The following is a 23,549-nucleotide window of genomic DNA, read 5'->3' as shown; positions in this document are numbered from 1 at the left end:
GGCGTCAGAGCTCCGTGACGATGACGTCCAGCGCCCAGGCCGCGCCCGACCGTGCCGGAGCGGTCGCCTCCACGGCGTACCCGAGCTCGCGCAGCGTGTCGACCAGCTCCGCGGGATCAGCCGGAGCCGCGCCCGCCAGCAGCAGATCCCGTACCAGCCGCCCCTTGGTCGCCTTGTTGAAGTGGCTGACGACCGTCCGCTTCTCCACGCCGTCCACGATCTTGGACTGGAGTACGCGCACCGACGCCGTACGGCCCGCGACCGCGCCCTTGGGGCGCCAGGCTGTCGCGTACGCCGCCGAGCGGAGGTCCAGCACCAGGCCCTCGCCCGCCGCCTGCGGCAGGACTTCTGCCATCGGCGCCCGCCAGTACGCGCCGAGCGCCCCGAGGCCCGGCAGTTTCACGCCCATCGAGCAGCGGTAGGACGGGATGGCATCGCCGATCCGCACCGCACCCCACAGACCGGAGAACACCAGCAGCGACCGCTCGGCGCGCCGCCGGGCGGCGGCGTCCAGCGTGGCCAGGCCCAGCGCGTCGTACAGCACGCCGGTGTAGATCTCCCCGGCGGGCCGGGTCGCGGCGGTGCGGAGCGCGGCGTTCTTGCCGACCTCGCCCCGCAGCCCCTGGCTGAGCCCCAGCACCTCGGCGGCCTTGGCTGCCTGGTCCCCGTCTCCCGTGCACAGCGACACCAGCTCGTCGAGTACCCGGGCCCGCGCCTCGCCCAGCTCGGGCAGCGACAGCGAACCGAGGTCGAGCGGACTCCCGGACCCCTCCGCGGCCTTCCCCTCGGACGGCGGCAGCAGCACGAGCACGTTGGACTCCTTCACAGACGGTACGGACGCGGGTTCACACGCGGTACGGAGGCGCCGTACGGACGCGGCTTCACACACGGTACGGAGGCGGGGCGGCGGCCCCGAGGCAGCCTAGGCCCTCGCCGGGCCGCGGCCGAACCGCGACCGCTCCCCGAGACGTGCCCGCGGCCGCCTCGGGGCCCCGCGCCGTGCGGCGAGGCTGACCGGCCCGCGTCATGCGGCGAGCCCGCCCGCAGGCGCCGTGCCGCGAGCCCCCCGCCTGGGCGGCCCGGCTTGCCCCACCCCCACCGCCCTGTGAGCCCCGCCCCGCCCCGCCTCGCCGTGCCGGGACGGCGGCCCGCGCCTACGCTCGGTGCCATGCCCCGCCGACCGATGCGGATCCCCGAGACGCAGGGCGCCGAGCTGCGCGCCGCCCTGCGGGCGCTGCGCGGCGAGCTGGGGCTGCCGGGTGCGTTCCCGCCGCCGGTGCTGGCCGAGGCCGAGGCGGTGGCCGCCCATCACCGGCCGCTCCCCGACCTGGCCGACGCCACCGACATCCCGCTGTTCACCATCGACCCGCCGGGTTCGAAGGACCTGGACCAGGCGATGTTCCTGGCCCTGCGCCCGGGTGGCGGCTTCCGGATCCACTACGCCATCGCCGACGTCGCGGCGTTCGTCGTCCCCGGCGGGGCCCTCGACACCGAGGCGCACCGGCGTGTCCTGACGTACTACTTCCCCGACGGCCGGATCCCCCTCCACCCCGACGTTCTCGGCGAGGACGCGGCCAGCCTGCTCCCGGACCGGGACCGGCCCGCGCTGCTGTGGCAGTTCGACCTCGACGACTTCGGCGAACTGGTCTTCGCGCACGTACGACGCGCACTGGTACGCAGCAGGGCCCGGCTGGACTACGCGGGCGTCCAGCGCGAGATCGACAGCGGGGCCGCCGAGGAGCCGCTGTCCCTCCTGCGCGACATCGGCCGGCTGCGCGAGGAGCTGGAGCGGGCGCGCGGCGGTATCTCGCTTCTCGTCCCCGAGCAGCGGATCGAGCCGCACGGCGACGGCTACGCCCTGGCCTACCAGGCGCCGCTCCCCGCCGAATCATGGAACGCGCAGCTCTCCCTCATGACCGGCATGGCCGCCGCCGACCTCATGCTGACCGCGGGCACCGGCATCCTCCGCACCCTGCCCGCCGCGCCCAGCGGCGCGGTCGGGCGGCTGCGGCGGGTCGCCGCCGCACTCGACGTGGACTGGCCGCACGGCACGTCGTACGCGGAGGTCGTCCGCTCCCTCGACCCGGCCCGCCCCCAGCACGCGGCCTTCCTCCAGGAGTGCACCGCGCTGCTGCGCGGCGCCGGATACACCGCCTTCGACGGCGACCCGCCCGACCGCGCCCGCGCCCAGCACGCCGCCCTCGCCGACGACTACGCCCATTGCACCGCGCCGCTGCGCCGACTGGCCGACCGCTACACCGGCGAGCTGTGCCTGGCCGCCGCGGACGGCGCCGAGCCCCCGGAGTGGGTCCGCGCCGCCCTCACGGCACTGCCCGGCGAGATGGCGGCCGGCGCGGCCCGCGCCAACGAGGCGGAGCGCGAATGCGTGGACCTCGTGGAGGCGGCGGTGCTGCACCACCGCGTGGGCGAGGTCTTCGACGGCTACGTCGTGGACGTACGGGAGGACGAACCCACCCGAGGCACGGTCCACCTCTACGACCCCGCGGTGGTCGGCCGCGTGGACGCCGACCCGGCGGGCCCACCGCTCCCGCTCGGCCACCGGCTGCGGGTCAGGGTGCTGGCGGCGGACCCGGGCCGGGCGAAGGTCCGCTTCGCACCGGCGTGACCACCCCGGTGCGACCGTGGCCCCCGACCGCAGCTCCCGACAGCTGTCGCGCGGCCCGGTCCGACCAGCCCCTTTCCTGCGGGTAGCATGGTCGACACGGCGGACGAGCCGGCCGGGCGGCCGCGTCGGGGTCCAACCCCGCCGAGGAACGTCCGGGCTCCACAGGGCAGGGTGGTGGGTAACACCCACCCGGGGTGACCCGCGGGACAGTGCCACAGAAAACAGACCGCCGGGGGCCGTGAGGCGCCCGGTAAGGGTGAAACGGTGGTGTAAGAGACCACCAGCGTCCGAGGTGACTCGGACGGCTCGGTAAACCCCACCCGGAGCAAGGTCAAGAGGAGCCGTCGGCTGACGGCTCTGCGCGGACGACCGAGGGCTGCCCGCCCGAGTCCGCGGGTAGACCGCACGAGGCCGGTGGCAACACCGGCCCTAGATGGATGGCCGCCTCCCCACGGGCCGCAAGGCCCCTGGGAGACAGAACCCGGCGTACAGGCCGACTCGTCCGCCGCCTGTGTCTCTCACCTGCTCAAAGAGCTCGCAGTGTCTGTCCAGAGCGCACCGGAGGGGGTTCTGAGGGGGTTGCGGCGCCGGTCCGCGCATCGACCAGTCACGCTGCCGTCGACAGCACCGCCGTGAGGCGTTCCCGGAGCGGCCCTGGTACGTCCGCCCCGGCCGTGATCTCTGCCAGCGCCGCGATGATGACGGAGACGTCCTGCTGAGAGTCTCCCGCGGAAGGGGCCTTTGCCGCGGGGGCCGAAGTCCCTCCGGTGATCCACGTACCAAGTACCTCCAATGCCCGATGTCCGGACTCCGGCAGGAAGTGCACGTACGTCCGGTAAGTGAAGGCTGGATCGGAGTGGCCCAACCAGTCGGCCAGCTGCTGGATGGTCTCGCCCGCGGCCAACACGATCGATGCGAACGTGTGCCTGAGGACGTGGAAGCCGTCTTCCCGCGGCATGTTCCACTTCACTCGGCGAAGCGAGGGCTTCCCGGGCCGGGGGGTAACTGTCACGATGGGAGAAGCGATCACCCCTGCCTCGACGAGCGCGGGCTTCCACTGCTTCTCGTCGAAGGTGCTCCGGTTGATCGCATTCCCGCGCGGGGTGGTGACCAACAGCCGGACCGTTACCAGTGGTCGGTCCTCCCACCTCATGTTCGGCCGATCCGGGTCCACCCAAGGCAACGTCACCTCGACTGGCTCGAACTCCTTCATGTACGCCTTGACGGACTCGGCGAGCTCCGGAGGGCAAGGCGCATCGCGCTCCTTGTTGCCCTTCGGCGGTGCGAACGCCAGCCGTCCGCCGACCTTGATGACCTGCCGGGCGACGTGGATGACGTCCCCATCCAGGTCATCCGGCGAGAGCCCGAACGCTTCGCCCTGCCGCACGCCCGCCCCGACAGCCTCGTCCACGAGGATCCGGTACCGCCGATCCAGCGCTTTCCGAACAGCGGCGACCCTTGCCCGCGTCCACGCCTTGGCCTTGCTCTTCGGCGCGGTCGGCGGTTGGAGATCTTCATCGCGGAACGGATTTGCCGGAATGCGTTTCGCCTTGAAGGCCGCCTGCATGATCGATGCGAAGTGTCGCCAGGTGGTCCGGAGCGTGCCGACGTCGATGTCCTCCTCAGCTCGCGTCTGCCACTCCTTGATCTCGTCCGAGCCGATGCGGTTCAGCGACAGGTGACCCACGTGCGGAAGGATGTGCTTGAAGACGCGTGGACGCATCGTCTCCTTCGTGGTGGGAGGCACCCGAAGGGTCGGCCACCACTTTTTCTCGACGTACCACTGGAGCGTCACATCCCCGTCGCGGGGATCAACATGGGATCCGCGGCTCTGGTCCGTGGACGCGGATTTGAGCCACGTCTTGGCGTCCTCCAGATTGTCGAAGGACCGCTTGCGTACCCCAGGGATGCCGCATACGCGGTACCGCTTGGTCTTGCTGCCCCAGAGCTCGGTTCGCTCGCGCTTCTTGGTGACGGGGTCCTTGCGCTTCTTCAACCAGCGATCTTCGATCCAGCCTGCGGCCATGGCCAGCCCTCCCCTTCGAGGTCGTCGAGACGGACCCGCAGCATGCGTTCGGTGACCCGCAGCTTCGCCGCGGCGGTGTGGACATCGGGTGCCCACTTGGCCACTTCGGCGAGGTCCGAGATGGCGACCAGCTTGCGGGCGGCAGCGCGGTCGGCGGCGCGTTCCAGCCGAATCGCGAGCGGACCTTCGGCGCAGCCGGCATCGTCCGCCAAGACGTGCTCCAACTCGTGCGCCAGGATGCACCGTTCCTGCACGGCGCTGAGGCCGGAGGCGATCACGATAGTTCGGAGACTGGGGCACCATGCTCCCCATGTGTCCCGTAGCCAGGTGTGCTTGATGTGAATGCCGAGCTGTTCGAGCACCACTGCCGGCTCGTATTCCAGTCCGGCGGGCATGAGTGGCCGCACCCCACTCGCTGACATGCTGAATCCCCCAAGGGCAAGGAATTGATGAGCGGGAAGTGCACCTTGTGGGGATCTCGAACCGGCAAGAAGGGCGCTTCCCGAGGTTGTTTCGGTCAAGGCATCGGCGCCCGAGGCGCCTCCTGCCTACGGTTTGCGGCCGACGCCTGCCCACATGGAGGAGTCGACGAGCCTGGTGAACGGGGCCTCCGGCGTCGGTCGCCACTGGTTGGTTGCGACCAGGCCCGGCTCGACCAACTCCAGGCTGGAGAAGAAGGCAAGCGTGGCCTCCCGGTCTCGGGGGTACGCGCCCAACCCATTTGCTCCGTAGGTGCGCGTGATGGCCGCCACGACGTCCCTGGACCAGTCGTAGGTGGCCTGCGACAGTGCGAGGTAGCTGCCGCTGGGCAGGGCTTCCATGAGTTGCCTGACCGCCCCGTGCGGGTCGTCGGCGTCCGGGATGAACAGGGTCACGGAGGCGAGCACCAGGGCGACGGGCTGAGTGAAGTCGAGTGTCCGCTGCACTTCGGGCGCCGACAGGATGCCCCGGGGATCACGGAGATCGGCCTTCACGACTTCCACTGTTCCTTCGGGGGTGGAGTCCGTCATCAGCGCTCGGGCCCGTGTGATGACTGTGCGGTGATTGTCGACGTAGACGATCCGTGCGTCGGGGATGTGTTTCTGTGCAACGTGGTGAAGGTTGGGCTCGTGTGGCAGGCCGCAACCGATGTCGAGGAACTGCCGGATTCCGGCCTCGCTCGCGAGGTAGTCGACAGCTCGCAACATGAACGAGCGATTGTTCTTCGCGATCTCCACCGCCATCGGAGCGACGCTTAGTACAGCTGCGGCGGCGTCATCGTCGGCCGGCCGCGCGTCCTTTCCGTTCATGAAGCGCTGGTAGAGATGCGGTACCTGCGCGGTTGGAGGCTCGTCCGCGTAGAGACTCATGCTGTATCCCCCGATTCGGCGATGATGGCGGAGAGAAGGGACTGGGTCTCTGCCGGGCTTTGGAACTCCGTGGCCTGGCCCCACCAGTCCATGTACTGGGCGACGGTGTGCTGATCGTCGGTGAAATCGTGGTCGTCCAGCATTTGCCGCTCTACGACGTCCGGCAGCTCGATGGGCGCCAGCCGGAAGATGTTGAACGGTTGGGCGGTCCGGCGGTTGGGACCCGCGGCGAGCGGCACCACCTGGATCGTGATCCTTGGGCGGGTGCTCAGCTCCAGCAGGTGCTTGACCTGCTGCTGCATGACGGCCGGGTCGCTCACCTGCCGCCGCAGAACCGATTCATCAAGGAGTGCCCAGAGCTGTGGCGGGTGCGGACGGTTCAGGATGGCTTGGCGGCGCATCAGGACCTCGATGCGCCTGTCGACGCCGGGTCCCGTCCCGAGAAGCGCCCGTGCGTAGTCCGCGGTTTGGAGCAGTCCCGGCACGCGGTGGGGCTCATAGACGTGGATGAGCGTGGCCGAGTCGGCGTATGCGATGCCTGTGCGCGTCCACTCCGGCAGCTCCGCGCGGTACTCGTACCACCACGGGTTTTCAGCCGCCCTTTCAGCCAGGCGAAGCGTGGCGGCGACCTCATCGTCCGTGGCCCCGTACAAGCGCAGCAGCGGCTCGATTTTGGTCCGCCTCGCTTTGCCCGTCGTCGGGATCACGCCGGACTCCCACCGGGACAAGGTGGGCGGGCTGAGTCGGATATGCGGCTTGGCTTGGGCTACGACCTGTTCCAGGCTCAGCCCGGCTCGGCTGCGCCATCTGGCCAGCAGCCTGCCGACAAGTTGGCGCAGCACGTCGGGGCTGGGTGCGTCGGACACCTTCCCTCCTCGCCCTACAGCCTGCTTTGGAATTTCCAAACGACGTGAGAAGTACAGCACGGGCATATGCCGAATGGCTAGATGTGGAGGAAAGAAAGTGGCGTGGACGCGTCACGATGCCCGACGTGTCCGCGGCTGACTCGTGTGCCACCGGGGCGGCATGCGAGTGGGGCGCACAGGCCAGCCGCAGGGACCGCAGACCTCCGTTTGGCGACCAGCGCCCTGTGGCGGTGCGGTGAGTGCGTGAGCCTGGGATGGATCGTCGCGCAGCCCGACCTGCGGCGACGTACGGTCGACCTATGGACTTCCGCATCACCGCGGAGGAACTGGCCGGCGACGCGGGTGGGGACGTCCTGCGGGATGTGGCGTCCCTGCGGGCGAAGGGTTGGATCCTCACGCGGCGGGTCGACGACCGCCTTACCGTGATTGGCCTCTCACCGATGGCTGTGACGGCGCTGAGCAACCTGCGGTACGGGCGCCGTGAGGGGTGACGGAGAACCCTGCCCATGCCTGACGGCGATACCCAGAGCAGTGCCCCCGGCGGGTGTGTGACGGCCCTTGCCGGGGGCACTGCGTTCTGCGGCAGTATGGCCCCAGGGTCAGACCTTGACGTGCCACTTCCCGCGGGCGAGCCATGTGGTGCCGTCGGGCTTGATCCATACATGTGCGCCGCGCACGGGCAGCTCGCCGTTCGTCAGCCAGTAGCCGCGGAGCTCGTCGAGGATGTCCCAGAGGCGGCGGGGGCCGCCCTGGTGGACCGTGGCGGGCTCGTCGCCGCGTGCGGTGGCGCGGGTCCAGGATCCGTCAGCGTGGGCCATCAGTGCGACGCGCTGCTCGTCGGTCTCCTCATAGTGGTGCTCGATGTCCGGCGCGGTGACGTCGAGCATCGAGTGCAGGTCCCATGCGTTGGCGACGTCGACGACGGGGTACGGGCTGCGGGTGACGTCGTCTCCGTCGTGTTCGCGCGCGGTGTCGAGCAGCTCGTCGAGGCCGGGCGGGTAGTCGTCTTCGTGGCGGGTGCGCATGAAGCCGGCGCGGTCCCACTCGACGCGGCCGGTTGCTCCGCCGTCCTCGTCCTTCTGGGCGGTGACGAGCAGCGAGGTTCCGGCGATGGTGGTGACCAGTCGACCGCCCGGTTTCAGGGCGGCGAGCACGCTGGTGTGGATGGGGCGGAGTCCGACGGTGGCGACGATGGCGTCGTACTCGCCGGGTAGGGATTTCGTGGCGTCGGCAACGACGACTGTCGGGCGCTGGTTGATCTCGGCGAGGCGGTCGCGGGCGGCGATGACGAGGCCAGGGTCGACATCGACACTGACTACGCGGCGTTCGCCGAGCCTGTGGGTGGCGAGGGCGGTTCCGTAGCCGGACCCGGTGCCGAGGTCGAGTAGTTCATCGCCGTCGGTGAGGCGGGCGTGCTGGAACATGCGGACGACGAGGCTCGGCAGGGTGGCGGACGAGGTGGGCAGTCCGCGCGGGTGGTCGTCGGCCTTGGCGTCGTCGGCGTGGAGGGGCCGACGCGGGTCACGAGTGATGTGTCGCTGTACGCGGCGTCGAGCCACTGCTGCTCGTCGGCGGTGCCGTCATGGAGGGTCCAGCCGTCGGGGCCGTTCCGCCACCACCGGGGCACGAACAGATGCCGGGGGGTGGTGGCGACGGGGCCGTGCCAGCGCGAGCCGCGGTGTGTGGCGCTGTCGGCGAGGGCGGCGGCGTGGGATTTCCAGTTCACGCGGATGCTCCCAGGGTCGGGGCAGGGAAGAGGCCATGCTTGGGGGCGCAGGCGATGGTGTTCGCTGGGTTGCAGTCGCTGCTGTCGTTGGGGGACATCCGGCGCCGACCGGGGCGGGCGGGATCACCGCGGCGATGTCGGCCCACTTGGGTCCGGTCACGATGTCGGCGAGCGGCTGCTGCCGGACGTTGCCGGCGGTCATGAAGCGGCTCAGGACGCAGCCGGCGACGTCGCCGTTGGGGAGGATCGCGCCGCGTCCTTTGGTGCAGTGCCCGCACAGCTCGGAGGGTGTCGGTTCGGTGTCGCGGGCGCCGCGTCCGATGCCGCGCATGCGGTCGACGGTGATCTGCTGGACGCCGAGCGCGCGCAGCTCGGCCTCGGCTTCGGCGACGCGCTGCCCCTCGAGTACCTCGACGATGCCGACGCGCAGCGGGATACCGCGGTTCAGGACCTCGACGATGTTCGCGCGGGTCCGCTGGTGACTTCCGCGCTTCTTGGTGATCTGTTCGTGTTGCACGGCGAGGTCGCTGTAGTAGCTGGTGCCGATGCGGACGCCGGGCCGGGCGAGGGTGTCCCAGACGGTGCGGCGTACGGAGATGAGGTTGGAGAAGACTTCGACGCCGATACCGCGTCCGAGGGCGTGCTCGACGAGGGCCGGAAGGTCTCGGTGCAGGGTCGGCTCGCCGCCGATGAACTGCACTGTCTCGATACCGAGTTCGGCGGACTCGTCGATGACGCGCCGCCAGTCATCGGCTGTCATGGTGCCGTCGGTGCCGGTAGGTCCGGAGGCTGGCGCGCAGTGCTCGCACATGGCTTGGCACTTGCCGGTGATCTCCAGTTCGAGGCTGCGGATGGTGGGCGGTAACGGGGCGGTGGTGATCTGCTGCACGGCTTCCCTCCCGGAGCGGGGGTAACACGATGTGGATTGAGTCTGGCTGACGACGTTGGGTGCGCTCATGGCCGTGACCTCGATTCGGTTCGCGGACTGGTGGCGCGGCTCTGCATGGTTCTCTGGGGGACCTCTTGGCTGAGGCATCAGGGGGAGACTCCAGCGGCGTGTCTCAGTTCGCGCATGACGTAGTACGGGCGTACGAGGTCGATTTCGTGTCCGTCGAGGGGAACTCGACGTGCCAGGACGTGCGCGGGCAGGGGGCCGCGGGCGTAGGCAGGGGCTGGCGTAAGTACGGGGCGTGCGGGCGGCGGCGGGGGCGGGGTGAACCAGGCGCCGGCGTGCTGGTAGGCGGTGCGCAGGGCGCGGCGTAATCCGGGCGTTAACCAGATGTAGAGGCAGGCGATAAAGTCGCGCATTGCGTTGTCAGTTCCTTGAGTCGGCTGGTGACGTTCTGCCTCGGCGGCCGGTGCAACGGCCGTCGAGGCGCACAGGCCCGGGATCAGTAGTTCGAGCGGATCTCGGCGTCGTAGTCGGCGTGCGGGCCGAGCCCGACCTCGGTGCGGCGGGCGTCGAGGCGGTCAGGGTCGGTGACCTTCCAGACCTGCATTCCGCGGCCGTCGCCGGTGTCGAGGTACTGCGTGCCGTAGACCTGCGGTCGGTCCTGGCGCAGCAAGACGCGGTCGGTCAGGTAGGCCAACTGCATGGGGGTGGCCTCGCCACGGTCGACGGCCTCGTGGAGCAGGTCGAGGACACGCAGTTGAAAGTCGAGCTCGGCGTGCTGCGCGATGAGCCATGCGGCGTTAGCCGCCTCCTCGCCGACGAGGGAGTGACCGGGCCATCCGTGCTCGTTGATGATCCGCTGTAGAGCGCGAGTGTTGTCGGCGTCAACGGTATGCATCAGCTCGGGATCGCGGGCGACGAGGGTGCCGTCGTCTCGGACGCCGCGGGCGTGCTGGTCGGCTGCCATGCGGCGCAGCAGTTCGTCGGCGATGTCGGGCCGCTGTGGCGGCATGGGGGCGGGCATGCGGTTCCCCTTCTGCTTGTGTGGTGTGGGTCAGCGCGTGATCGCGGTTTGCCGGAAGCGGGACCGCGGGGTGACACAGACACGTGCGACGTCGATGACGGCGGAGCGGGGCATCACGTAGGCGTTGCCGTCTTCGAACTGGAGCCGCTTTCGGGAGCCGGGGACGTCGAGCATGGTGGCGACTCTGTGGGGGATACCGCCGATGGCTATGACGTCACCGGTGCGGACCGTGTCGCCGGTGACGGTCACGATCGTGAGGATCGGGTCGGGCATCGTGGCCTCGTTTCGTCGTGGAGTGGGGCCCGCACGCCTGCCGCGGGAAGTCAGGCAACGCGGGGGAGCCTCGACGAATCGACCAGGGCAAGGGGCGGGGTCTATGGGCGGGGCGACCGCGGGGCGTAGCTGCTGGGTGAGTAGGAAGCCACAGGCGCCGGAGTTGGTGAGGGAGGCGGGGGAGCGGCTGGCACGGATGGCGAGATGCCTGCGCTGCTTCACTCTCGCCGCCTCGGGATGCGAGGGTCGGCGGCGCCGCCGCAGGTAGCGAGGGTCTGGCCGCCTGGGGTTCGTACAGGGCGTCGGCCTTCTGCGGGTTGTCGTCGAGACGGCACAGAGCATCCTGATAGAACCGGTACCACCACTCGTCAGCGCACCCGAGCACGTCAAGCAGCCATCCGCGCAGCGTTCCCCGCATCACGCACCCCCTACCTTCCGCCAGCGCGCCACCGGATCGGCGGGAGCAGCGCCGAGCTGTCGAGTCACTTCTTCTTCGGCTGCCGCAGCTGGGCCAAGTGCCGTTCGATCTGTGCTTTCAGCTCGGCCTGTTTGCGGGCTAGCTCGGCAGAGCTCGGCTTAGTCCCCTGCTGCTCCGGCGTGGGCTTCTGGCTGCTCATCGCTGCACCTCCAGCACGCGAGCGCGTGACAGCAACGACCGTGCGTCGCCGCGAAGTTGAGCCAGCACGCTCCGCAACACGTGACATGGTGTAGGTCACACAGTCAGAACGTCAAGCGGTTGATTGGCAGATTGCCAATCTGGAGCACGGCCCGGTCGAGTGCGCTGCGCTAGGCTCAACCGGGCGAGCAGACAGGGGAGATGGAGGGCGCATGGCCGTCGTGAGCAGCGGTAGCCCACTCGCCGCGAGGCGCAAGCTGGGTGCTGAGCTGCGGATACTGCGTGACCGGTCCGGTCTCACAACCGAGGAAGTCGGAGCGCACCTTAACTGTCACAACTCCAAGATCAGCCGCATCGAGCTTGCGAAGCGGACGTGTACCCGCAAGGACTTCGCGGGTCTCATGGAGCTCTACGAGGTTGACGAAGCGAAGCGGGCTGAGCTCTCCGAGTTGTTGACGAGGGCCATGCAGCGCATCCCGCTGTGGTGGCAGGCGTACGCGGATGTGATCTCCGCGACCTATGCCGAATTCCTTGCCTACGAGTCCGAGGCCGTTCGTTGCTGGGAGTATCAACCGCTGTTGATTCCCGGGCTGCTGCAAACCCAGGGCTATGCCCGTGCGATCACTGGCCCAGGCTTCGCGGCCCTCGGCCCTGATCAGGTGGACAGCCTCGTCGAGGTACGGATGCGGCGGCAAGAACGTCTGCGCGACGAGGAGACGCTGACTCTTGACGCGCTCGTTACCGAGGCTGCGCTGCGTCTGCAAGTGGGCGGCCCGAAAACGATACGGGCGCAGCTCCGCCATCTTGTCGAGGTCGCATCGCTGCCAAACGTCACATTCCGGGTAATCCCATTCGAGGCAGGGGAGAACGGGGCCAGCACTGGAGCTTTCACACTGTTCAGCGATGGGAAAGAGAACGAGGGAGACGTAGCGTTCATGGAGTCGGCGGAGGCGACGACCTTCCGCGACGATGCACTCGCGCTACGACGCCTGAACCGTCTGTTCCGAAACTTGTCAGCGGCTGCGTTGTCGGAGCACGATACCTTGAAGCTGGTCGAACGCATCGAGAAGGAACAGTGAGATGAACGAGCTGGCCGACCTGTACGCGGTCGACCTCGCTGACGCCGCATGGCGTAAGAGTTCCTACACAGCGAACAACGGCAACTGCGTCGAGGTTGCCCACATCCCAGGGACTCCTGGTGTCGCTGTGCGTGACTCGAAGAACGTGGACATCCCCGCGGCGCGCGCCTCTCGTGCGGCGTGGTCTGCCTTCCTGACCGCTGTTGCCGACGACACCCTGACGGCCTGATGACAGACAGCCGCGAGAAGGCCGAGCTCTACGCGCTGGACCTCTCCGGCGCGACGTGGCTCAGTGCGCCGGGTAGTGATGCCCGCGACCGAATCGAGATCGCCAAGCTACCGGGTGGCGCTGTCGCCATGCGGAATCCAGCGGATCCGAACGCCACGGTCCTGCGGTACACCGCTGCCGAGTGGGAAGCCTTCACCCTCGGCGTGCGCGACGGCGAGTTCGACCTGCCTGCGGATGTCTGACCACCCGAAGGGACAGGAACCATGGCAACGGTCGACCTGACGCGCGCCAGCTGGCTCAAGTCCAGCTACAGCAACGGAAACGGCTCCTGCGTCGAGGTCGCATGCGGTGTGCCCGGTGTGGTGCCCGTGCGTGACTCCAAGATCCCGAACGGCCCGGTGCTCGTTGTCGACGCCTCGTCGTGGTCCGCGTTTTGTCTCAGCCATCAAGCGCGGCGACCTTGCTTGCTAAGAGCGAAAAACGCCCCCTGTACGGCCCATGAGCGGCCGTACAGGGGGCGTTGTTGTTCAGTGGATGAGCTGCCATGCGGACAGGGTGCAGCCGGCCGCGCCGATGAGAACGGCGAGGCTGGGCAGGGGCCATCGGGTGCGTTCGAGGGAGTCGAGGCGGCGGCCGTGCTCGTCGAGCTGCTTGTCGGTTTGGTCGTCGCGCTGGGCGAGCAGGTCGAGGCGGCCGTCGAGGCGAGCGAACCCGGCCTCGACGACGCCGCGTAGCCGCTCCAGTTCGAGGGCGACGTCGTTCGGGTCCGGATCGGTCACACACTGCCCCCGTCATCCGCCGCAGGCGCGGGTGCCGGCTGCTTGCCGCCGGTCCCTGTGCCGGGGGTCGTGTCCGGCGGGGTGGCGCGGAGCCACTTCGGGAGCAGGTTCTGCACGGCGTCCAGTGCCATGACGCGCGTGACGCCGGCGGCGACGGCCAGGGCGACGCCGACCCATGCGGCGGTGCGGGGGATACCGGCGGCGTCGATGATGAGGGGGGTTGCGGCGGCGACGCCGACGAGGGTCTGCACGATGGTGCGGGCGGTGCGGCGGGCGGCATCGGTCATGAGTAAGGGGGCCTTTCTTCGGTCAGTCGCTGGTCTTGCCGGCCTCGGCGGCGAGGCGCGGGTCGGGCTGGGTGGCGGCGTCCGCCGCTTCGCCCGCGGGCGGGGTGGGTGCCTCGGCGGCGTTGAGGGTGTTGCGGCCGTACGAGGCGAACAGACGGGTCTCGATGCCCTTGCGCGGCTTGTTGCTGCGGTGCTGGATCTGCCATCCGACGTAGTCGAGGAACCCGACGCCGTGCAGGGGGTGCTCGATGGTCCGCGCGGTCCACTCGCCGGCGGGAACCTCCCACTCGGCGACCGTGATGCGCTTGCCGCCGGCGGGGAGCATGTTCACGCGCACCGTGCCGCCGACCTGGGCGTAGCTGGAGAGCTTGAGGACGGCGACGGCGTTGTGCGCGGGCGCCCCGCCCACCCACGCGTAACGCCACTGGTCGGCGGTGGTGGTCTGGTCGCTGGTCGGGAACAGCGGGACGGGCAGCCATGGGCGGCCGAGGAATCGGTCGCTGTGCCGGTCGTCCATGAGCAGGATGCGGTCGGGCGAGGCGAGGTCGCGCGACCACAGGCGCCATGTGCCGCGGTCTTCGGCCTCGCCCTCGACGGTCAGGGCGAAGGTTCCGTCCATGCGGCGGGTCACGAGCCCGTACGCGCCATCGGGCCAGGCGCCGACGGTGAACGTCGCGAAGTCCTTGCCGGGCGGGGTGACGACGAGCTGCCCACCCTCGGTGATCCGCACGACCCCGTCGCGGATCTCGTCGAGGGCGGGGCGCGTCTGTGTGCGGCCGGCGAGCTGCCGCACCTGCCGCTCCAGGGCGCGGATGCGGTCGAGCAGGTCAGAGGGGACTGTTGCCATGGGTGGGGGTCTCCAGGGTGAGTTTGGCGGTTTCGGCCTTGCCGCGTTCGGGCGGCGTGACGGCGATGCCGACGACGCGGCGCCGCTCGTCGTAGCCGTCGGGGAACCACGCGTTTCGGATGCGGATCCGCACGGTGCGGCCGAGCAGGTCGGGGGTGATGTGCTCGCCGAGCCGGACCGTTACCGCGGGGATGACCCGCGGGTGGCGGGCGGCGTCGAAGTCGGCGCGGGCGTACTCGTCGAGCTCGGCCTGCTTGTTGGTGCTGCTGTAGTCCGCGGTGCCGTCGAGTCGCGGCCAGCCGTCGGCGAGGGCGTCCTCGTCGACGAGCAGCTCGGACGTCAGGGGCTTGGACTCGGCGGCTTGGTTGCTGTTGGTGGTGGCGCCGCGGGCCTGCCAGACGTTAGCCTGCACGGTGGCGTCGATGGGGAACGACGCGGCGAGGATGTGTCCGGGGTGGTTGAGTACGACCGGTGCCTCGCTGCGGTCGATGATCGGGTGCCCGAGCTGGAGCTGCTTGGTCCGGCGTCCGGTCTCCGGATCACGCAGGCACGCGATGCGCCACTCGAACCCGCCCTCGGCCTTGGCGAGTTCGTCGAGCAGCTCGCGGATACGCGGCTGATCGTGCCGACTGAACGTCCTCGACCGCGCCACGCCCGACGGGGCCGTGTCGTACTCGATGCCGATGTCGCCTCCGGGCAGCGACTGCACGTAGTCGATCAGGTCGCGGACGATGCCGAACTGATCAACCTGGGTGGCCTTCTGCGTGGTCCACAGGATCCGGTGTTCGAGGTAGGTGTCGAAGGTGCCAGCCTGGATTGGGACGGTCACGAACCCTCGGTCGTCGATGGTCGGTTCGGCGGTCCACAGGACTCCGCCCCACCACACGGACCGGTCACGCTCGACCCATACCGCGGTACGCCCGGGGATCAGGTGCGGGCGTATGCGGTCGGCGATCTGCCGGTTGGGCACGGGCACCGTGCCTTGGAGGCTGCCGGCCTTGCCGATGTAGTCGTCGAGGCTGACGTCGTGCAGGGGCAGGGCGGCGAGTACGCGGTCGGTGCGTAGGTCGCACAGCAGCACCCGGTAACGGGAGACGGTCACAGTTGCTCGCCTCCCTTACCAGTGGGCCGAGCGCCACTGGAGCGCGAGGCGGGCGTGCGGGTCGGGGGCTGTGGCGGAGCGGAACGCGAGCCGGTTGCGGCCGGGGGTGAGGGTGAACGATTCCTCTGGGTGGCTGTTGCCGGTCGCGGCGTCGAGCAGGTTCTCGGTTCCGTTGAGCGTGACCGTGCTCGCGTAGGTGTCGATGGTGAGCTCGTCGACCGCGTCGAGCCGTATGCCGTACTCCAGGACGGCGCCCGTGGTGGTGTTGGTGACCGAGGGGGTGTCGACGGGCCCGCGGATCGTGATGACGGGGTGTGTCGGGGCGCCGCCGTGGTTGTTGGCGGTCAGGTTGCCGGTCGAGGCGGGTATGCCGCGGGTGAGCTCGCCGGAGTTGTCGCGGTGCCAGTCGAGGCACGGTTCGGGCAGGCCGGTCTCGGCACACTGCACGGCGGGGGTGTAGCGGCGCGGGTCGGATGCCTCGAACTGGATCGCGCTGCCGGTGGCGACGCCGACCCCGTACGCCGGGTCGACCGGGACCTCGCGCCGCACCACGCGGGCGAAGGCGAGCAGGGGCCCGCGGTCGTCGAGGTGGATGAGCAGGGGCAGCTCGTCGTCGCTGAGACCGGTCGCGGCGTTCAGCGTGGCGACGGCGGCGCCGATGCGTCCGGGCTCGGCACGGATCACCATCTCGTCGAGGGTGATCGTGCGGGCCTGCGCGAGCAGTGCGCCCGGGTAGGCACCGTGCGCGCCGGAGCGGGGCACGGTGCCCGAGTCGGTCCCGGGGAGTTCCTCCCATCCGGTCAGCTTGCGCCAGCGGTAGGGGGTGCCGGGGCCGAGCAGCAGCTCGCCGTACTGCACATGGCCCGGCCGGGTTGTGATGGTCATGGGTGGGTTACCCCCTCGCTTTCATCTGCCACGCGAGTGCGGCGGCGGTCTGGTCGGGCGACGCGCTGCCCGCGTGCCAGTTCTCGATGTGCACTGCGGGCCCCCACGAGCCGCCGCTCGCCGCGGCGGCCGGGGCCGGGCCGGCGGCAGGGGCGGGGGTGAACTGCGGAGCGGCGGGGATGGGGACGAGGCGGCGCATGGTGGCGTCGACGACGCCCTGTTCGCTGCGGATACCGGCGGCGACGCCTGCGGGAATCCAGCGGCCGACCTTGCTCGCCATCACCTTGGACGGCGAGCCGATGCCCAGAGCACCGGTCACGGAGTCGACGATCCCGCCGGCGAAGCCCTTCACCTTGCTTTTGAGCCAGTCGCCCATGGAGGTGATGCCGGTCCACAGGCCACGGACGAGGTCCTTTCCGGCACTGACCAGCATCGTTCCGAAGTTGCCGAAGTAGCCGACGATCTTCCCCGGCAGCGTCCGGACGTACGCGAGCATCTCGCCGGCCTTGCGGACCGTGCCGGTCTTGATCGACTGCCAGTGCCGGATGATCACCCCCGGCAGCGTCCAGTTCACGAAGAACGAGACAATCCGACCCGGGATGGACCGCACGAAGGCGATCACGGCATTCCATGCCGTCGACGTCGCCGACCTGATCCGCGACCAGTGCCGGATGATCAGCCCGGGGAGAGTCCAGTTCAGGAAGAACGAAACGATTCTGCCCGGGATGGCCTTGACGAAGTTCACGACCGCGTTCCATGCGGTCGAGGTCGCCGACTTGATCGTGCTCCAGTGCTTGATGATCAAGCCGGGCAGCGTCCAGTTCATGAACACGCCGACAAGGAACCCGGCAACGGCCTTGATCTTGCTCCAAATCCAGGTCCATGCCGCGGCGGTGGCGGCCTTGACCTTGCCCCAGTTGGCGATGACAAGCGCCGCCAGGGCGATGACGGCTGCGGTGACCCATCCGACCGGGCCCATGGCCAGGACCCACGCGGCCGCCATGCGCGCGGCCTGAACCATCGACTGCGTGCCCATGAGCACCCATGCCGCAACCACCCGCACGGCGGCCGCCGTGGCGGCGGCGCCCTGCCGTATCCAGCCGGCCAGGATGAGGGCATTCGCGAGGAGGAACCGCGCCACGGCAGGCGTAGCTGCCGCGCCTTGCATGAGCCATGCTGCGACGACGCGAGCGCCGGCGGCGGTCGCGGCGGCGCCTTGCCGTATCCAGCCGGCGACGATGAGCGCGTTGGCGATGACGAATCGCCCCGCGGCGGCCGTAGCTGCCGCGCCTTGGACGGTCCAACTCGTCACCGTGGCCGTAGAAGTGGTGGTGGCCTGTACGGCGAGGCGTATCAGGGCCGGCAGCATCACGGTAGTGATCACGGCGGCAACGGCGATGAACACGCCCTGGTTCTGCGCCACGAACGCGCCCGCCGTACCGAGGGCGGCGCCGAAGCGGACGGCGTAGCTCGCGCCGGTCATCAGCGCGGGGATGACCTGTGTGCCGATGATCTCGACGAACCCTTGCGACAGCGACCGTTTGAACGCCTCCACCCTGGTCGCGGCGTTGTCGTGCAGCGCGTGACCCGCGGCGTCCGCGGCGCCCTTGACCTGGCCGAGGGCGGCGACCGCGGTCGCGGGATTCAGCTTGAACAACGCGCCCTGCAAGTCCTCGGCCTTGGTGCCGAACAGGGCGACCGCAACGGCGTTGCGCTTGGCCGGGTCCTCGATGGCCTTGATCCGGGTCAGAACGTCGCCGAGTGCCTTGCTCGCGGCCGGTCCGCCCTTGGTGAAGGTGGCGGCCATCTGATCGGCGTTCAGACCGATGTCCTTGAACGCCTGCACGCTGCTCGCCGACATGTCCTTCGACCGGATGGCGAACTCTTTCAGCGCGTCGGCGACGGTGTCGGCGTCGCGGGCGCCGCCCTGGAGCCCCTGCTGCAACAGGCCCATGGACGTCTTCGCGTCGAGCCCCAGGTCGCGGAACTGCGTGGAGTACTCCGAGAAGGTGTCGAGCAGGTCCTCGCCTGCGTTCGCCCCGCGCTGCGTGCCGCGGACGAGAACGTCCATGGCCTCTTGCGCATTCTGCGCGACGCCGGTTTTCAGCATCGTGCCGATGGCACGCGAGACGGCGCCGACGTCCTCGCCCATGACCTTGGCGGTGTCGGCAACGCGCCGGCCCATGGTCTGGATCTGCGCCTGTGTCGCCTCCGGCGGGAGCAGCCCGTTCTGTGCGATACCGCGGATGACGTCGGCGCCCTCCTGGACGCTGTCGACGATCGCGGCCGCGTACAGGGCACCAGCTGCCTTGCCGTGCTGCGCGGCTACCGGGCCGGTGGTGCCGAGCTGAGCCTGCAAGGTGCTGGAGATCTTGCCCTGTTCCAGGGCTTCGCTGATACCGGCCATGAGGGCGGCGCCGATGCTCGCGCCGACCGCAGTGGCAGCGAAGCTCTTGAGCTTGGCCCTGATGCCGGTTGCGGCCCGGTCGGCGCCGTCGGCCGTACCGTCGGCGATGCCGTCGCCGAGCGCGGTGCCGGCCTGCTGCCCCGCGGCGTCCGCTGTGCCCTGTATCCGGTCGGCGCCTGCCCGCACGGCCTGCTCAGAGCGTGCCATTCCCCGGTCGGTGCCCGAGTCGTCGATGGTGAGTGCGGCGGTGAGCTCGCCCACGCGGAGTGCCACGGCGCGTCACCTCCTTGGTTGGGGGCCGGACGCGGCCGGGGTGCGGTCGGGCGGGGTGAGGAGGCGGGCGAGGCGGGAGTCGGCCGACAGCAGGCCGAGAATCCGTATGCGCAGCCAGCGCCACGAGCGGGCCTGGAGCAGGGCCCGGTCGCCGAGGTCGATCCCGTACAGCTCGTGCAGGTCGGCCTCGACGAGCGGCCACTCGTCGAGGATCCGCGCCCAGGTCAGGCCGGCGGCCGAGGCGTTGCCGCGGTGGGGCCGGACGCCGGGCGGGTACTCGTACCACTCATAGAGCCCCGATTCGGGGTCGAGTTCGCCGCGCCCGATCGGTTCTGCGCGCGCCTCGCTTCCCGGTTCGGGGCCAGCCGAGAAGGGTCGCCGCCGGCGTTCCAATACCGCTCTGCGGCCGCCGCGTCCTGCGCGATCCAGACCATGGCCGTAATGGCGGCGTGCTTGAGCGCCGGCCAGGTCACGCCGTCGGCGACCATCTGATCGTGCGCAGTGCCGAGTACGTCGCGGTACAGGTCACGCTCGGCCGCATCGGCGAGCACGTCCTCATCGGCCTGGCCCCCGTCCGCGGCGATGGCGGCGGCGTTGATCAGCGCCTGTACCCGCAGACCGGTCTCGGCAGATGGCGGCGGCACGGTGTAGGTGTGCCCCTTGATCGGCAGGTGCAGGGATTCGTCGAGGAGTTCACCAAGGGCCTTGAACGCCATCAGGCAGCCGCCTCGTCGTCGCCGGCGAACGTCGGCTCGTCCGACGGGCGCAGGAAGACCGGACGGGCGGGATTGCAGATCGGCGTCAGCGCGCCCGAGCCGGTCAGCGTGACCTCGATGGTGTCGACCTCATCCGGGCCTCCGCCCTCGGGCTCCCACGTCACCAGGGCCGTGCCCTCGTACGCGTCGTCGGCGCCGTTGCGGTCGTAGTAGCGCACCCGCACATACGACTCGGCGCCGAACCGCATCGACGCCTTCCGCAGGGCTTCCTGCGCGGCGTTGAACGCGCCGGTCTTGGGGTGCGCGCGGTGGGCGATGGTGGCCTCGATCGACCACGCGAGCATGGTCACGGCCTGCTCGACCCATCCCTCGGTGTCGTACGTGCTGACATCCTGCTGCGTCGGCTCGATTTTCGGCGTGAACTCCGTGATGCCGGGCACCAGCGTCCAGCGCGGGGCGTGCTCGGTGCCCATGTCGAGCTCAAGGCGGTACCGGCGCGCGAGCGCGGTCACAGACTCGGCCGGCGGGGTCGGAGTGTGCATGAAGGTTCCTCCTATTCGAGGCGGGGATGCGCGCGGTGCGCGCGGGCGTAGTAGTTCGCCGACCGCTCCATGCGACCGACAGAGTCGGCGCCGATCGGCGCGGCAGAGACGCGATAGATGAGCTGCACGCGGACCGTGCCGAAGAGGTGCGGGCCGGTGGCGTGCAGGACGTCGAACACGGCATCGTCGAGCAGGTCCACCTCGCGCGGATCGGTCCCGGCGCGGGTACGCACCTGTATGCCGGTGGTGGTGTCGGTGAGCGCCGGCGAGTCGGTGACCGGGTACGCGGACAGGCAGATGACGCGGTCGGGGGCGGGCGGGGTGGCGGCGATGGTGATCGCGGTCTCGCCCGCGGCGTATACGCCATCGGGCCGGTAGATGCCGACGCCGTGCGCGTCGAGCAGGCGGGCGAGACCGTCGAGCAGATCGACGGTGTACGACATCAGCGCAACGCCCGCCGCACCTGCGCGGCGATCAGCGCGTGCACCGTGTCGGCCTCTTCGGGCAGCACTGATTCGAGGTACTTCGCGGTGCGCCCCGGGGCGTGCCGCGCGTTCAAGTCCTCGTGCACGCGCACGGCGTACGGGGTGTCGTAGCTGACGGCGGCGACGAGCTGCTGCTCGTCCACGCTCGTGACGCCGGACCGTTCGAGGGTGCCCTCTTCGATCGGCACCCGCTGCCGGGAGGCTGCGAGGACGTGCTCGGCGCCGATCCGCAGCCCGCGGGTTGCTGCCTCGCGGATCGCCGCGGTGGCCGCGGCGCCGTTCCAGCGCAGGCGGGCGCGCTGTGTCATTCGCACATCACCTCCACTGACGCGGGGACGGGCAAGCCCGGCGCGGTGTGCCGAGCGGTGCTGATCGCCGTTGCGGTCCGGCCGTCGGGCAGCGTGATCCGCGATCCGGGCGGGCACTCCAGCTCGGGGCCGGCGATGATCTGCGCGGTGGCGAGCACCTCGCGCCCCTCGGCGTCGCGCACCTGCTTGCGCACGGCGACGACCAGGGCGGGCACGTTCTCGACGCGGTCGCCGTACCGCGGCCCGTACGCGCTGTCGCCGAGGTAGGGCTCGATGGCGATGCGGTGGCGCAGCAGCCATCCGGGTACGCGGGTCACCACGTGATCACCTCGCCCGGCAGCAGCCCGGCGCCGCGCAGCGACCTCCGCACCGCGGCGGCGATGATCTCGGCGACCGTGGCGGCCTCCTGGTTCAGCGGGTCTTCCAGGTACTTCGCCTTGCGGCCGGCGTCGTGCCGGTAGCCGAGCTCTTCGTGCTGCCGGACCGCGTACGGGGTGTCGTAGGAGACGGCGGCGGTGAGGTCTGTCTCATCGACGGTCGCCGTGCCCGAGCGTTCGAGCGTGGCCTCTTCGATCGGGACCTGTGCGCGGGTGCGGTCGAGCACGTGCTCGGCGGCGAGCCGCAGCCCACGGGCGGCGCCCTCGCGAGTGCCGCGCAGCGCCTGCTCACCGCGCCATATGAGCCGTGTGTGCTGCGTCATTCGCTCATCACCTCCATACTGACGGGTGCGGGCAGCTAGGGATATGCCGCGCCTGATTGCATAAGCTTTCTGTATGGCTCAGGTCGACCAGCTCCCCGCCGGGTGAAACGAGCTGTACTTGTAGAAGCTGGCCATGGGTGCCCATCCCCTACATTCCGTCAGGCGCCCGTAGAGATTGTGCGCATCACCCCTTGGGCAGCTGTTGAAAGGCACGTGTTCGACAATCTGATTGCGCTGCGTCCGAACTGTCATGCGCGACACGGCAGAAATTAAACCGACAGAAAGGTGATGGATTCTATGCGAAATCTACTTTCCAAGGGGTCGAGGGTCGAGAGTGATGACTTCTTCGCCGAGTCTCTTCTTGAGGTCGCGATGCGGCACATCGAAAGTGGCGCTGATCCTCAGCGTATGGAAGAAGTCCTAGCAGAGGCGATTCCGCGGCTGGTCGATAAATTCGGCCCGGACATTGCTTCGCGCATAATTAAGAGCAAAAAGGCTCTGCGGGTCAATATGAGATATGAAGCTCGGTTTGATAAGCGACTTCAGCGGCGTTGGCGTCGAGCTCTTGATCTGTGCTTCATAACTATGTCGTGTGCTCATGAGCTCGGACAGGAGGTAAGCCTTGGGGAGCGGGAGAATGTTTCCCCGATCCAGGCGAATCAAAGTGAAGCGCTTGCTGGCCTCCACGCTGCCGCCTGTCGCGGTGCTCTGGAGGTATTCACTCTGATTTCTCATGGCCACCCGAAAGGCGCCATGGCGCGATGTCGAACCCTTCATGAGTTCGCCGTGATCGCAACCGTGATCGGTGATTCGGCGCGTGACCCGGAACACGAAGACCTCGCTGAAAGGTTCCTTGATCACGAAATTGTGACGCTGCGGCGTGAGGCGCACCAGTTCCAGGCAGTCCACGAGGTGCTGGGAATGGAGCCACTCGAAGAGTCATATTTGGAGGAGCTCGAAGGGCGATACGCGGATATGCTCAACAAATACGGACCTGACTTTAGTCGGGTGTATGGCTGGGCCAAGAAATTCGTACCCGATGATAATTTTCGCGCCCTTGAGGAGAAAGCTTCCCTCGGTCACCTGCGCCCGTATTATCAGTGGGCGAGCAGTGAGGTGCACTGTGGGGCGAGAGGGTTTTTCCAGAACTTTATAAATTACCGCGGCGCACTGCTAAGAGATGCCGGGAAGACGAACGTTGGTCTCGCCGAGCCTGCGAGTATGGCGCTCAACTCGCTTATTCAGGTAACAGTTGCGCTTCTGACGGCTGGGAAGCCGAATGGGGCCGGACTCAAGGACCTTATCTGCATGCGAGCGCTGATGGAACTGAATGATGCATGTGCCATCGCGTTCGTTGATGCTCAAGCTGATATCGACCGGGATGAATCCAAGATCATGGATCGATTGGCACGAGACTGATCTGGCAATTTTGGTGTGTCACTAGCACATCACCTCCGTACAGGCGGGCACGGGCAGCCCGGGGGCGGCATGCCGTGCGGTCGTGATGGCGGT

General features: G+C 69.1%; 28 protein-coding genes, 1 other RNA gene and 1 pseudogene. 8 read left to right on the top strand and 22 right to left on the bottom strand.

What is annotated here, in order from left to right:
- Window positions 1-4: 4 nt before the first annotated feature.
- Entirely contained in the window at window positions 5-811 is an 807-nt protein-coding gene (yaaA, locus tag Q3Y56_RS09240) for a peroxide stress protein YaaA (RefSeq protein WP_304461464.1), read from the bottom strand.
- A gap of 357 nt (window positions 812-1,168) precedes the next feature.
- Between yaaA and Q3Y56_RS09235 the strand changes: the two genes are divergently transcribed.
- Both Q3Y56_RS09235 and rnpB read left to right on the top strand, forming a co-directional pair.
- Window positions 1,169-2,626, top strand: coding sequence for an RNB domain-containing ribonuclease (locus Q3Y56_RS09235; RefSeq protein WP_304461463.1), 1,458 nt, complete (start codon window positions 1,169-1,171; stop codon window positions 2,624-2,626).
- Window positions 2,627-2,730: 104 nt separating this feature from the next.
- Window positions 2,731-3,131: RNase P RNA component class A (gene rnpB, locus Q3Y56_RS09230), an RNA gene on the top strand.
- A 102-nt stretch (window positions 3,132-3,233) separates the two neighbouring features.
- On the opposite strand, the gene Q3Y56_RS09225 is transcribed toward rnpB, so the two are convergent.
- From Q3Y56_RS09225 to Q3Y56_RS09210, 4 genes are all read right to left on the bottom strand, one after another.
- Window positions 3,234-4,622 carry a site-specific integrase gene (locus Q3Y56_RS09225; protein WP_304461462.1) on the bottom strand — a complete coding sequence of 463 codons (1,389 nt, stop codon included), beginning with the start codon at window positions 4,620-4,622 and terminating at the stop codon, window positions 3,234-3,236.
- A complete protein-coding gene (locus tag Q3Y56_RS09220) occupies window positions 4,619-5,047 on the bottom strand; it encodes an ImmA/IrrE family metallo-endopeptidase (RefSeq protein WP_304461461.1) in 429 nt (142 codons plus the stop codon). Before Q3Y56_RS09220 ends, Q3Y56_RS09225 begins: the two co-directional genes overlap by 4 nt.
- Window positions 5,048-5,200: 153 nt before the next feature.
- On the bottom strand, window positions 5,201-6,001 hold the full coding sequence (locus Q3Y56_RS09215; protein ID WP_304461460.1) for an SAM-dependent methyltransferase: 801 nt from the start codon (window positions 5,999-6,001) through the stop codon (window positions 5,201-5,203).
- Entirely contained in the window at window positions 5,998-6,867 is an 870-nt protein-coding gene (locus Q3Y56_RS09210) for a helix-turn-helix transcriptional regulator (RefSeq protein ID WP_304461459.1), read from the bottom strand. Before Q3Y56_RS09210 ends, Q3Y56_RS09215 begins: the two co-directional genes overlap by 4 nt.
- Before the next feature lie 299 nt (window positions 6,868-7,166).
- On the opposite strand from Q3Y56_RS09210, the gene Q3Y56_RS09205 reads away from it, so the two are divergent.
- A complete protein-coding gene (locus Q3Y56_RS09205) occupies window positions 7,167-7,358 on the top strand; it encodes a hypothetical protein (RefSeq protein WP_304461458.1) in 192 nt (63 codons plus the stop codon).
- A gap of 108 nt (window positions 7,359-7,466) precedes the next feature.
- On the opposite strand, the gene Q3Y56_RS09200 is transcribed toward Q3Y56_RS09205, so the two are convergent.
- The 5 genes from Q3Y56_RS09200 to Q3Y56_RS09180 form a co-directional block, all read right to left on the bottom strand.
- Window positions 7,467-8,426: a methyltransferase domain-containing protein gene (locus Q3Y56_RS09200; protein ID WP_369696726.1), complete on the bottom strand. Its 960-nt coding sequence runs from the start codon at window positions 8,424-8,426 to the stop codon at window positions 7,467-7,469.
- 21 nt (window positions 8,427-8,447) lie between these two features.
- The gene (locus tag Q3Y56_RS09195) at window positions 8,448-9,482 is read right to left on the bottom strand and encodes a radical SAM protein (RefSeq protein WP_369696725.1); all 1,035 of its coding nucleotides are present in this window, start codon (window positions 9,480-9,482) and stop codon (window positions 8,448-8,450) included.
- A gap of 502 nt (window positions 9,483-9,984) precedes the next feature.
- Entirely contained in the window at window positions 9,985-10,509 is a 525-nt protein-coding gene (locus Q3Y56_RS09190) for a DUF6624 domain-containing protein (RefSeq protein ID WP_304461457.1), read from the bottom strand.
- A 30-nt stretch (window positions 10,510-10,539) separates the two neighbouring features.
- Window positions 10,540-10,782 (bottom strand): hypothetical protein, encoded by a 243-nt coding sequence (locus Q3Y56_RS09185; RefSeq protein WP_304461456.1) that lies wholly within the window; start codon window positions 10,780-10,782, stop codon window positions 10,540-10,542.
- A gap of 482 nt (window positions 10,783-11,264) precedes the next feature.
- Window positions 11,265-11,399: a hypothetical protein gene (locus Q3Y56_RS09180; RefSeq protein ID WP_304461455.1), complete on the bottom strand. Its 135-nt coding sequence runs from the start codon at window positions 11,397-11,399 to the stop codon at window positions 11,265-11,267.
- Between the two features lie 211 nt (window positions 11,400-11,610).
- On the opposite strand from Q3Y56_RS09180, the gene Q3Y56_RS09175 reads away from it, so the two are divergent.
- The 4 genes and pseudogenes from Q3Y56_RS09175 to Q3Y56_RS33410 all read left to right on the top strand — a co-directional run.
- The gene (locus Q3Y56_RS09175; RefSeq protein WP_304461454.1) at window positions 11,611-12,477 is read left to right on the top strand and encodes a helix-turn-helix transcriptional regulator; all 867 of its coding nucleotides are present in this window, start codon (window positions 11,611-11,613) and stop codon (window positions 12,475-12,477) included.
- 1 nt (window position 12,478) lies between these two features.
- A complete protein-coding gene (locus Q3Y56_RS09170) occupies window positions 12,479-12,706 on the top strand; it encodes a DUF397 domain-containing protein (protein WP_304461453.1) in 228 nt (75 codons plus the stop codon).
- Complete coding sequence (locus tag Q3Y56_RS09165; protein WP_304461452.1) at window positions 12,706-12,948, top strand: DUF397 domain-containing protein; 243 nt, start codon at window positions 12,706-12,708, stop codon at window positions 12,946-12,948. Before Q3Y56_RS09170 ends, Q3Y56_RS09165 begins: the two co-directional genes overlap by 1 nt.
- A gap of 21 nt (window positions 12,949-12,969) precedes the next feature.
- Window positions 12,970-13,080: pseudogene (locus tag Q3Y56_RS33410) on the top strand (DUF397 domain-containing protein); the annotation flags it as partial.
- A gap of 153 nt (window positions 13,081-13,233) precedes the next feature.
- On the opposite strand, the gene Q3Y56_RS09155 reads toward Q3Y56_RS33410, so the two are convergent.
- From Q3Y56_RS09155 to Q3Y56_RS09100, 12 genes are all read right to left on the bottom strand, one after another.
- Complete coding sequence (locus Q3Y56_RS09155; protein WP_304461451.1) at window positions 13,234-13,485, bottom strand: hypothetical protein; 252 nt, start codon at window positions 13,483-13,485, stop codon at window positions 13,234-13,236.
- Window positions 13,482-13,772, bottom strand: coding sequence for a hypothetical protein (locus Q3Y56_RS09150; protein ID WP_304461450.1), 291 nt, complete (start codon window positions 13,770-13,772; stop codon window positions 13,482-13,484). Before Q3Y56_RS09150 ends, Q3Y56_RS09155 begins: the two co-directional genes overlap by 4 nt.
- A gap of 22 nt (window positions 13,773-13,794) precedes the next feature.
- Window positions 13,795-14,619, bottom strand: coding sequence for a hypothetical protein (locus Q3Y56_RS09145; protein WP_304461449.1), 825 nt, complete (start codon window positions 14,617-14,619; stop codon window positions 13,795-13,797).
- Window positions 14,600-15,721: a hypothetical protein gene (locus Q3Y56_RS09140; protein ID WP_304461448.1), complete on the bottom strand. Its 1,122-nt coding sequence runs from the start codon at window positions 15,719-15,721 to the stop codon at window positions 14,600-14,602. Before Q3Y56_RS09140 ends, Q3Y56_RS09145 begins: the two co-directional genes overlap by 20 nt.
- A 15-nt stretch (window positions 15,722-15,736) precedes the next feature.
- Window positions 15,737-16,606 (bottom strand): phage tail domain-containing protein, encoded by an 870-nt coding sequence (locus Q3Y56_RS09135; RefSeq protein ID WP_304461447.1) that lies wholly within the window; start codon window positions 16,604-16,606, stop codon window positions 15,737-15,739.
- A 7-nt stretch (window positions 16,607-16,613) separates the two neighbouring features.
- Complete coding sequence (locus Q3Y56_RS09130) at window positions 16,614-19,286, bottom strand: phage tail tape measure protein (RefSeq protein WP_304461446.1); 2,673 nt, start codon at window positions 19,284-19,286, stop codon at window positions 16,614-16,616.
- A 224-nt stretch (window positions 19,287-19,510) separates the two neighbouring features.
- Window positions 19,511-20,002 (bottom strand): hypothetical protein, encoded by a 492-nt coding sequence (locus tag Q3Y56_RS09125; RefSeq protein ID WP_304461445.1) that lies wholly within the window; start codon window positions 20,000-20,002, stop codon window positions 19,511-19,513.
- Window positions 20,002-20,544, bottom strand: coding sequence for a phage tail tube protein (locus Q3Y56_RS09120; protein WP_304461444.1), 543 nt, complete (start codon window positions 20,542-20,544; stop codon window positions 20,002-20,004). The genes Q3Y56_RS09125 and Q3Y56_RS09120 overlap by 1 nt, the downstream gene beginning before the upstream one ends.
- Window positions 20,545-20,555: 11 nt before the next feature.
- Window positions 20,556-20,987 carry a minor capsid protein gene (locus tag Q3Y56_RS09115; RefSeq protein ID WP_304461443.1) on the bottom strand — a complete coding sequence of 144 codons (432 nt, stop codon included), beginning with the start codon at window positions 20,985-20,987 and terminating at the stop codon, window positions 20,556-20,558.
- Window positions 20,987-21,337, bottom strand: coding sequence for a hypothetical protein (locus tag Q3Y56_RS09110; protein ID WP_304461442.1), 351 nt, complete (start codon window positions 21,335-21,337; stop codon window positions 20,987-20,989). Before Q3Y56_RS09110 ends, Q3Y56_RS09115 begins: the two co-directional genes overlap by 1 nt.
- Window positions 21,334-21,654 (bottom strand): hypothetical protein, encoded by a 321-nt coding sequence (locus Q3Y56_RS09105; RefSeq protein ID WP_304461441.1) that lies wholly within the window; start codon window positions 21,652-21,654, stop codon window positions 21,334-21,336. The genes Q3Y56_RS09110 and Q3Y56_RS09105 overlap by 4 nt, the downstream gene beginning before the upstream one ends.
- Entirely contained in the window at window positions 21,651-22,037 is a 387-nt protein-coding gene (locus Q3Y56_RS09100) for a hypothetical protein (RefSeq protein WP_304461440.1), read from the bottom strand. Before Q3Y56_RS09100 ends, Q3Y56_RS09105 begins: the two co-directional genes overlap by 4 nt.
- 297 nt (window positions 22,038-22,334) lie before the next feature.
- Here Q3Y56_RS09100 and Q3Y56_RS09095 point away from each other — a divergent pair, with 297 nt between their 5' ends.
- Window positions 22,335-23,456: a DUF5677 domain-containing protein gene (locus tag Q3Y56_RS09095; protein ID WP_304461439.1), complete on the top strand. Its 1,122-nt coding sequence runs from the start codon at window positions 22,335-22,337 to the stop codon at window positions 23,454-23,456.
- Window positions 23,457-23,549 lie beyond the last annotated feature (93 nt).

This window comes from Streptomyces sp. XD-27 (assembly GCF_030553055.1).
Classification (GTDB): Bacteria; Actinomycetota; Actinomycetes; order Streptomycetales; family Streptomycetaceae; genus Streptomyces.
This window is presented reverse-complemented; position numbering and strand designations above follow the sequence as displayed.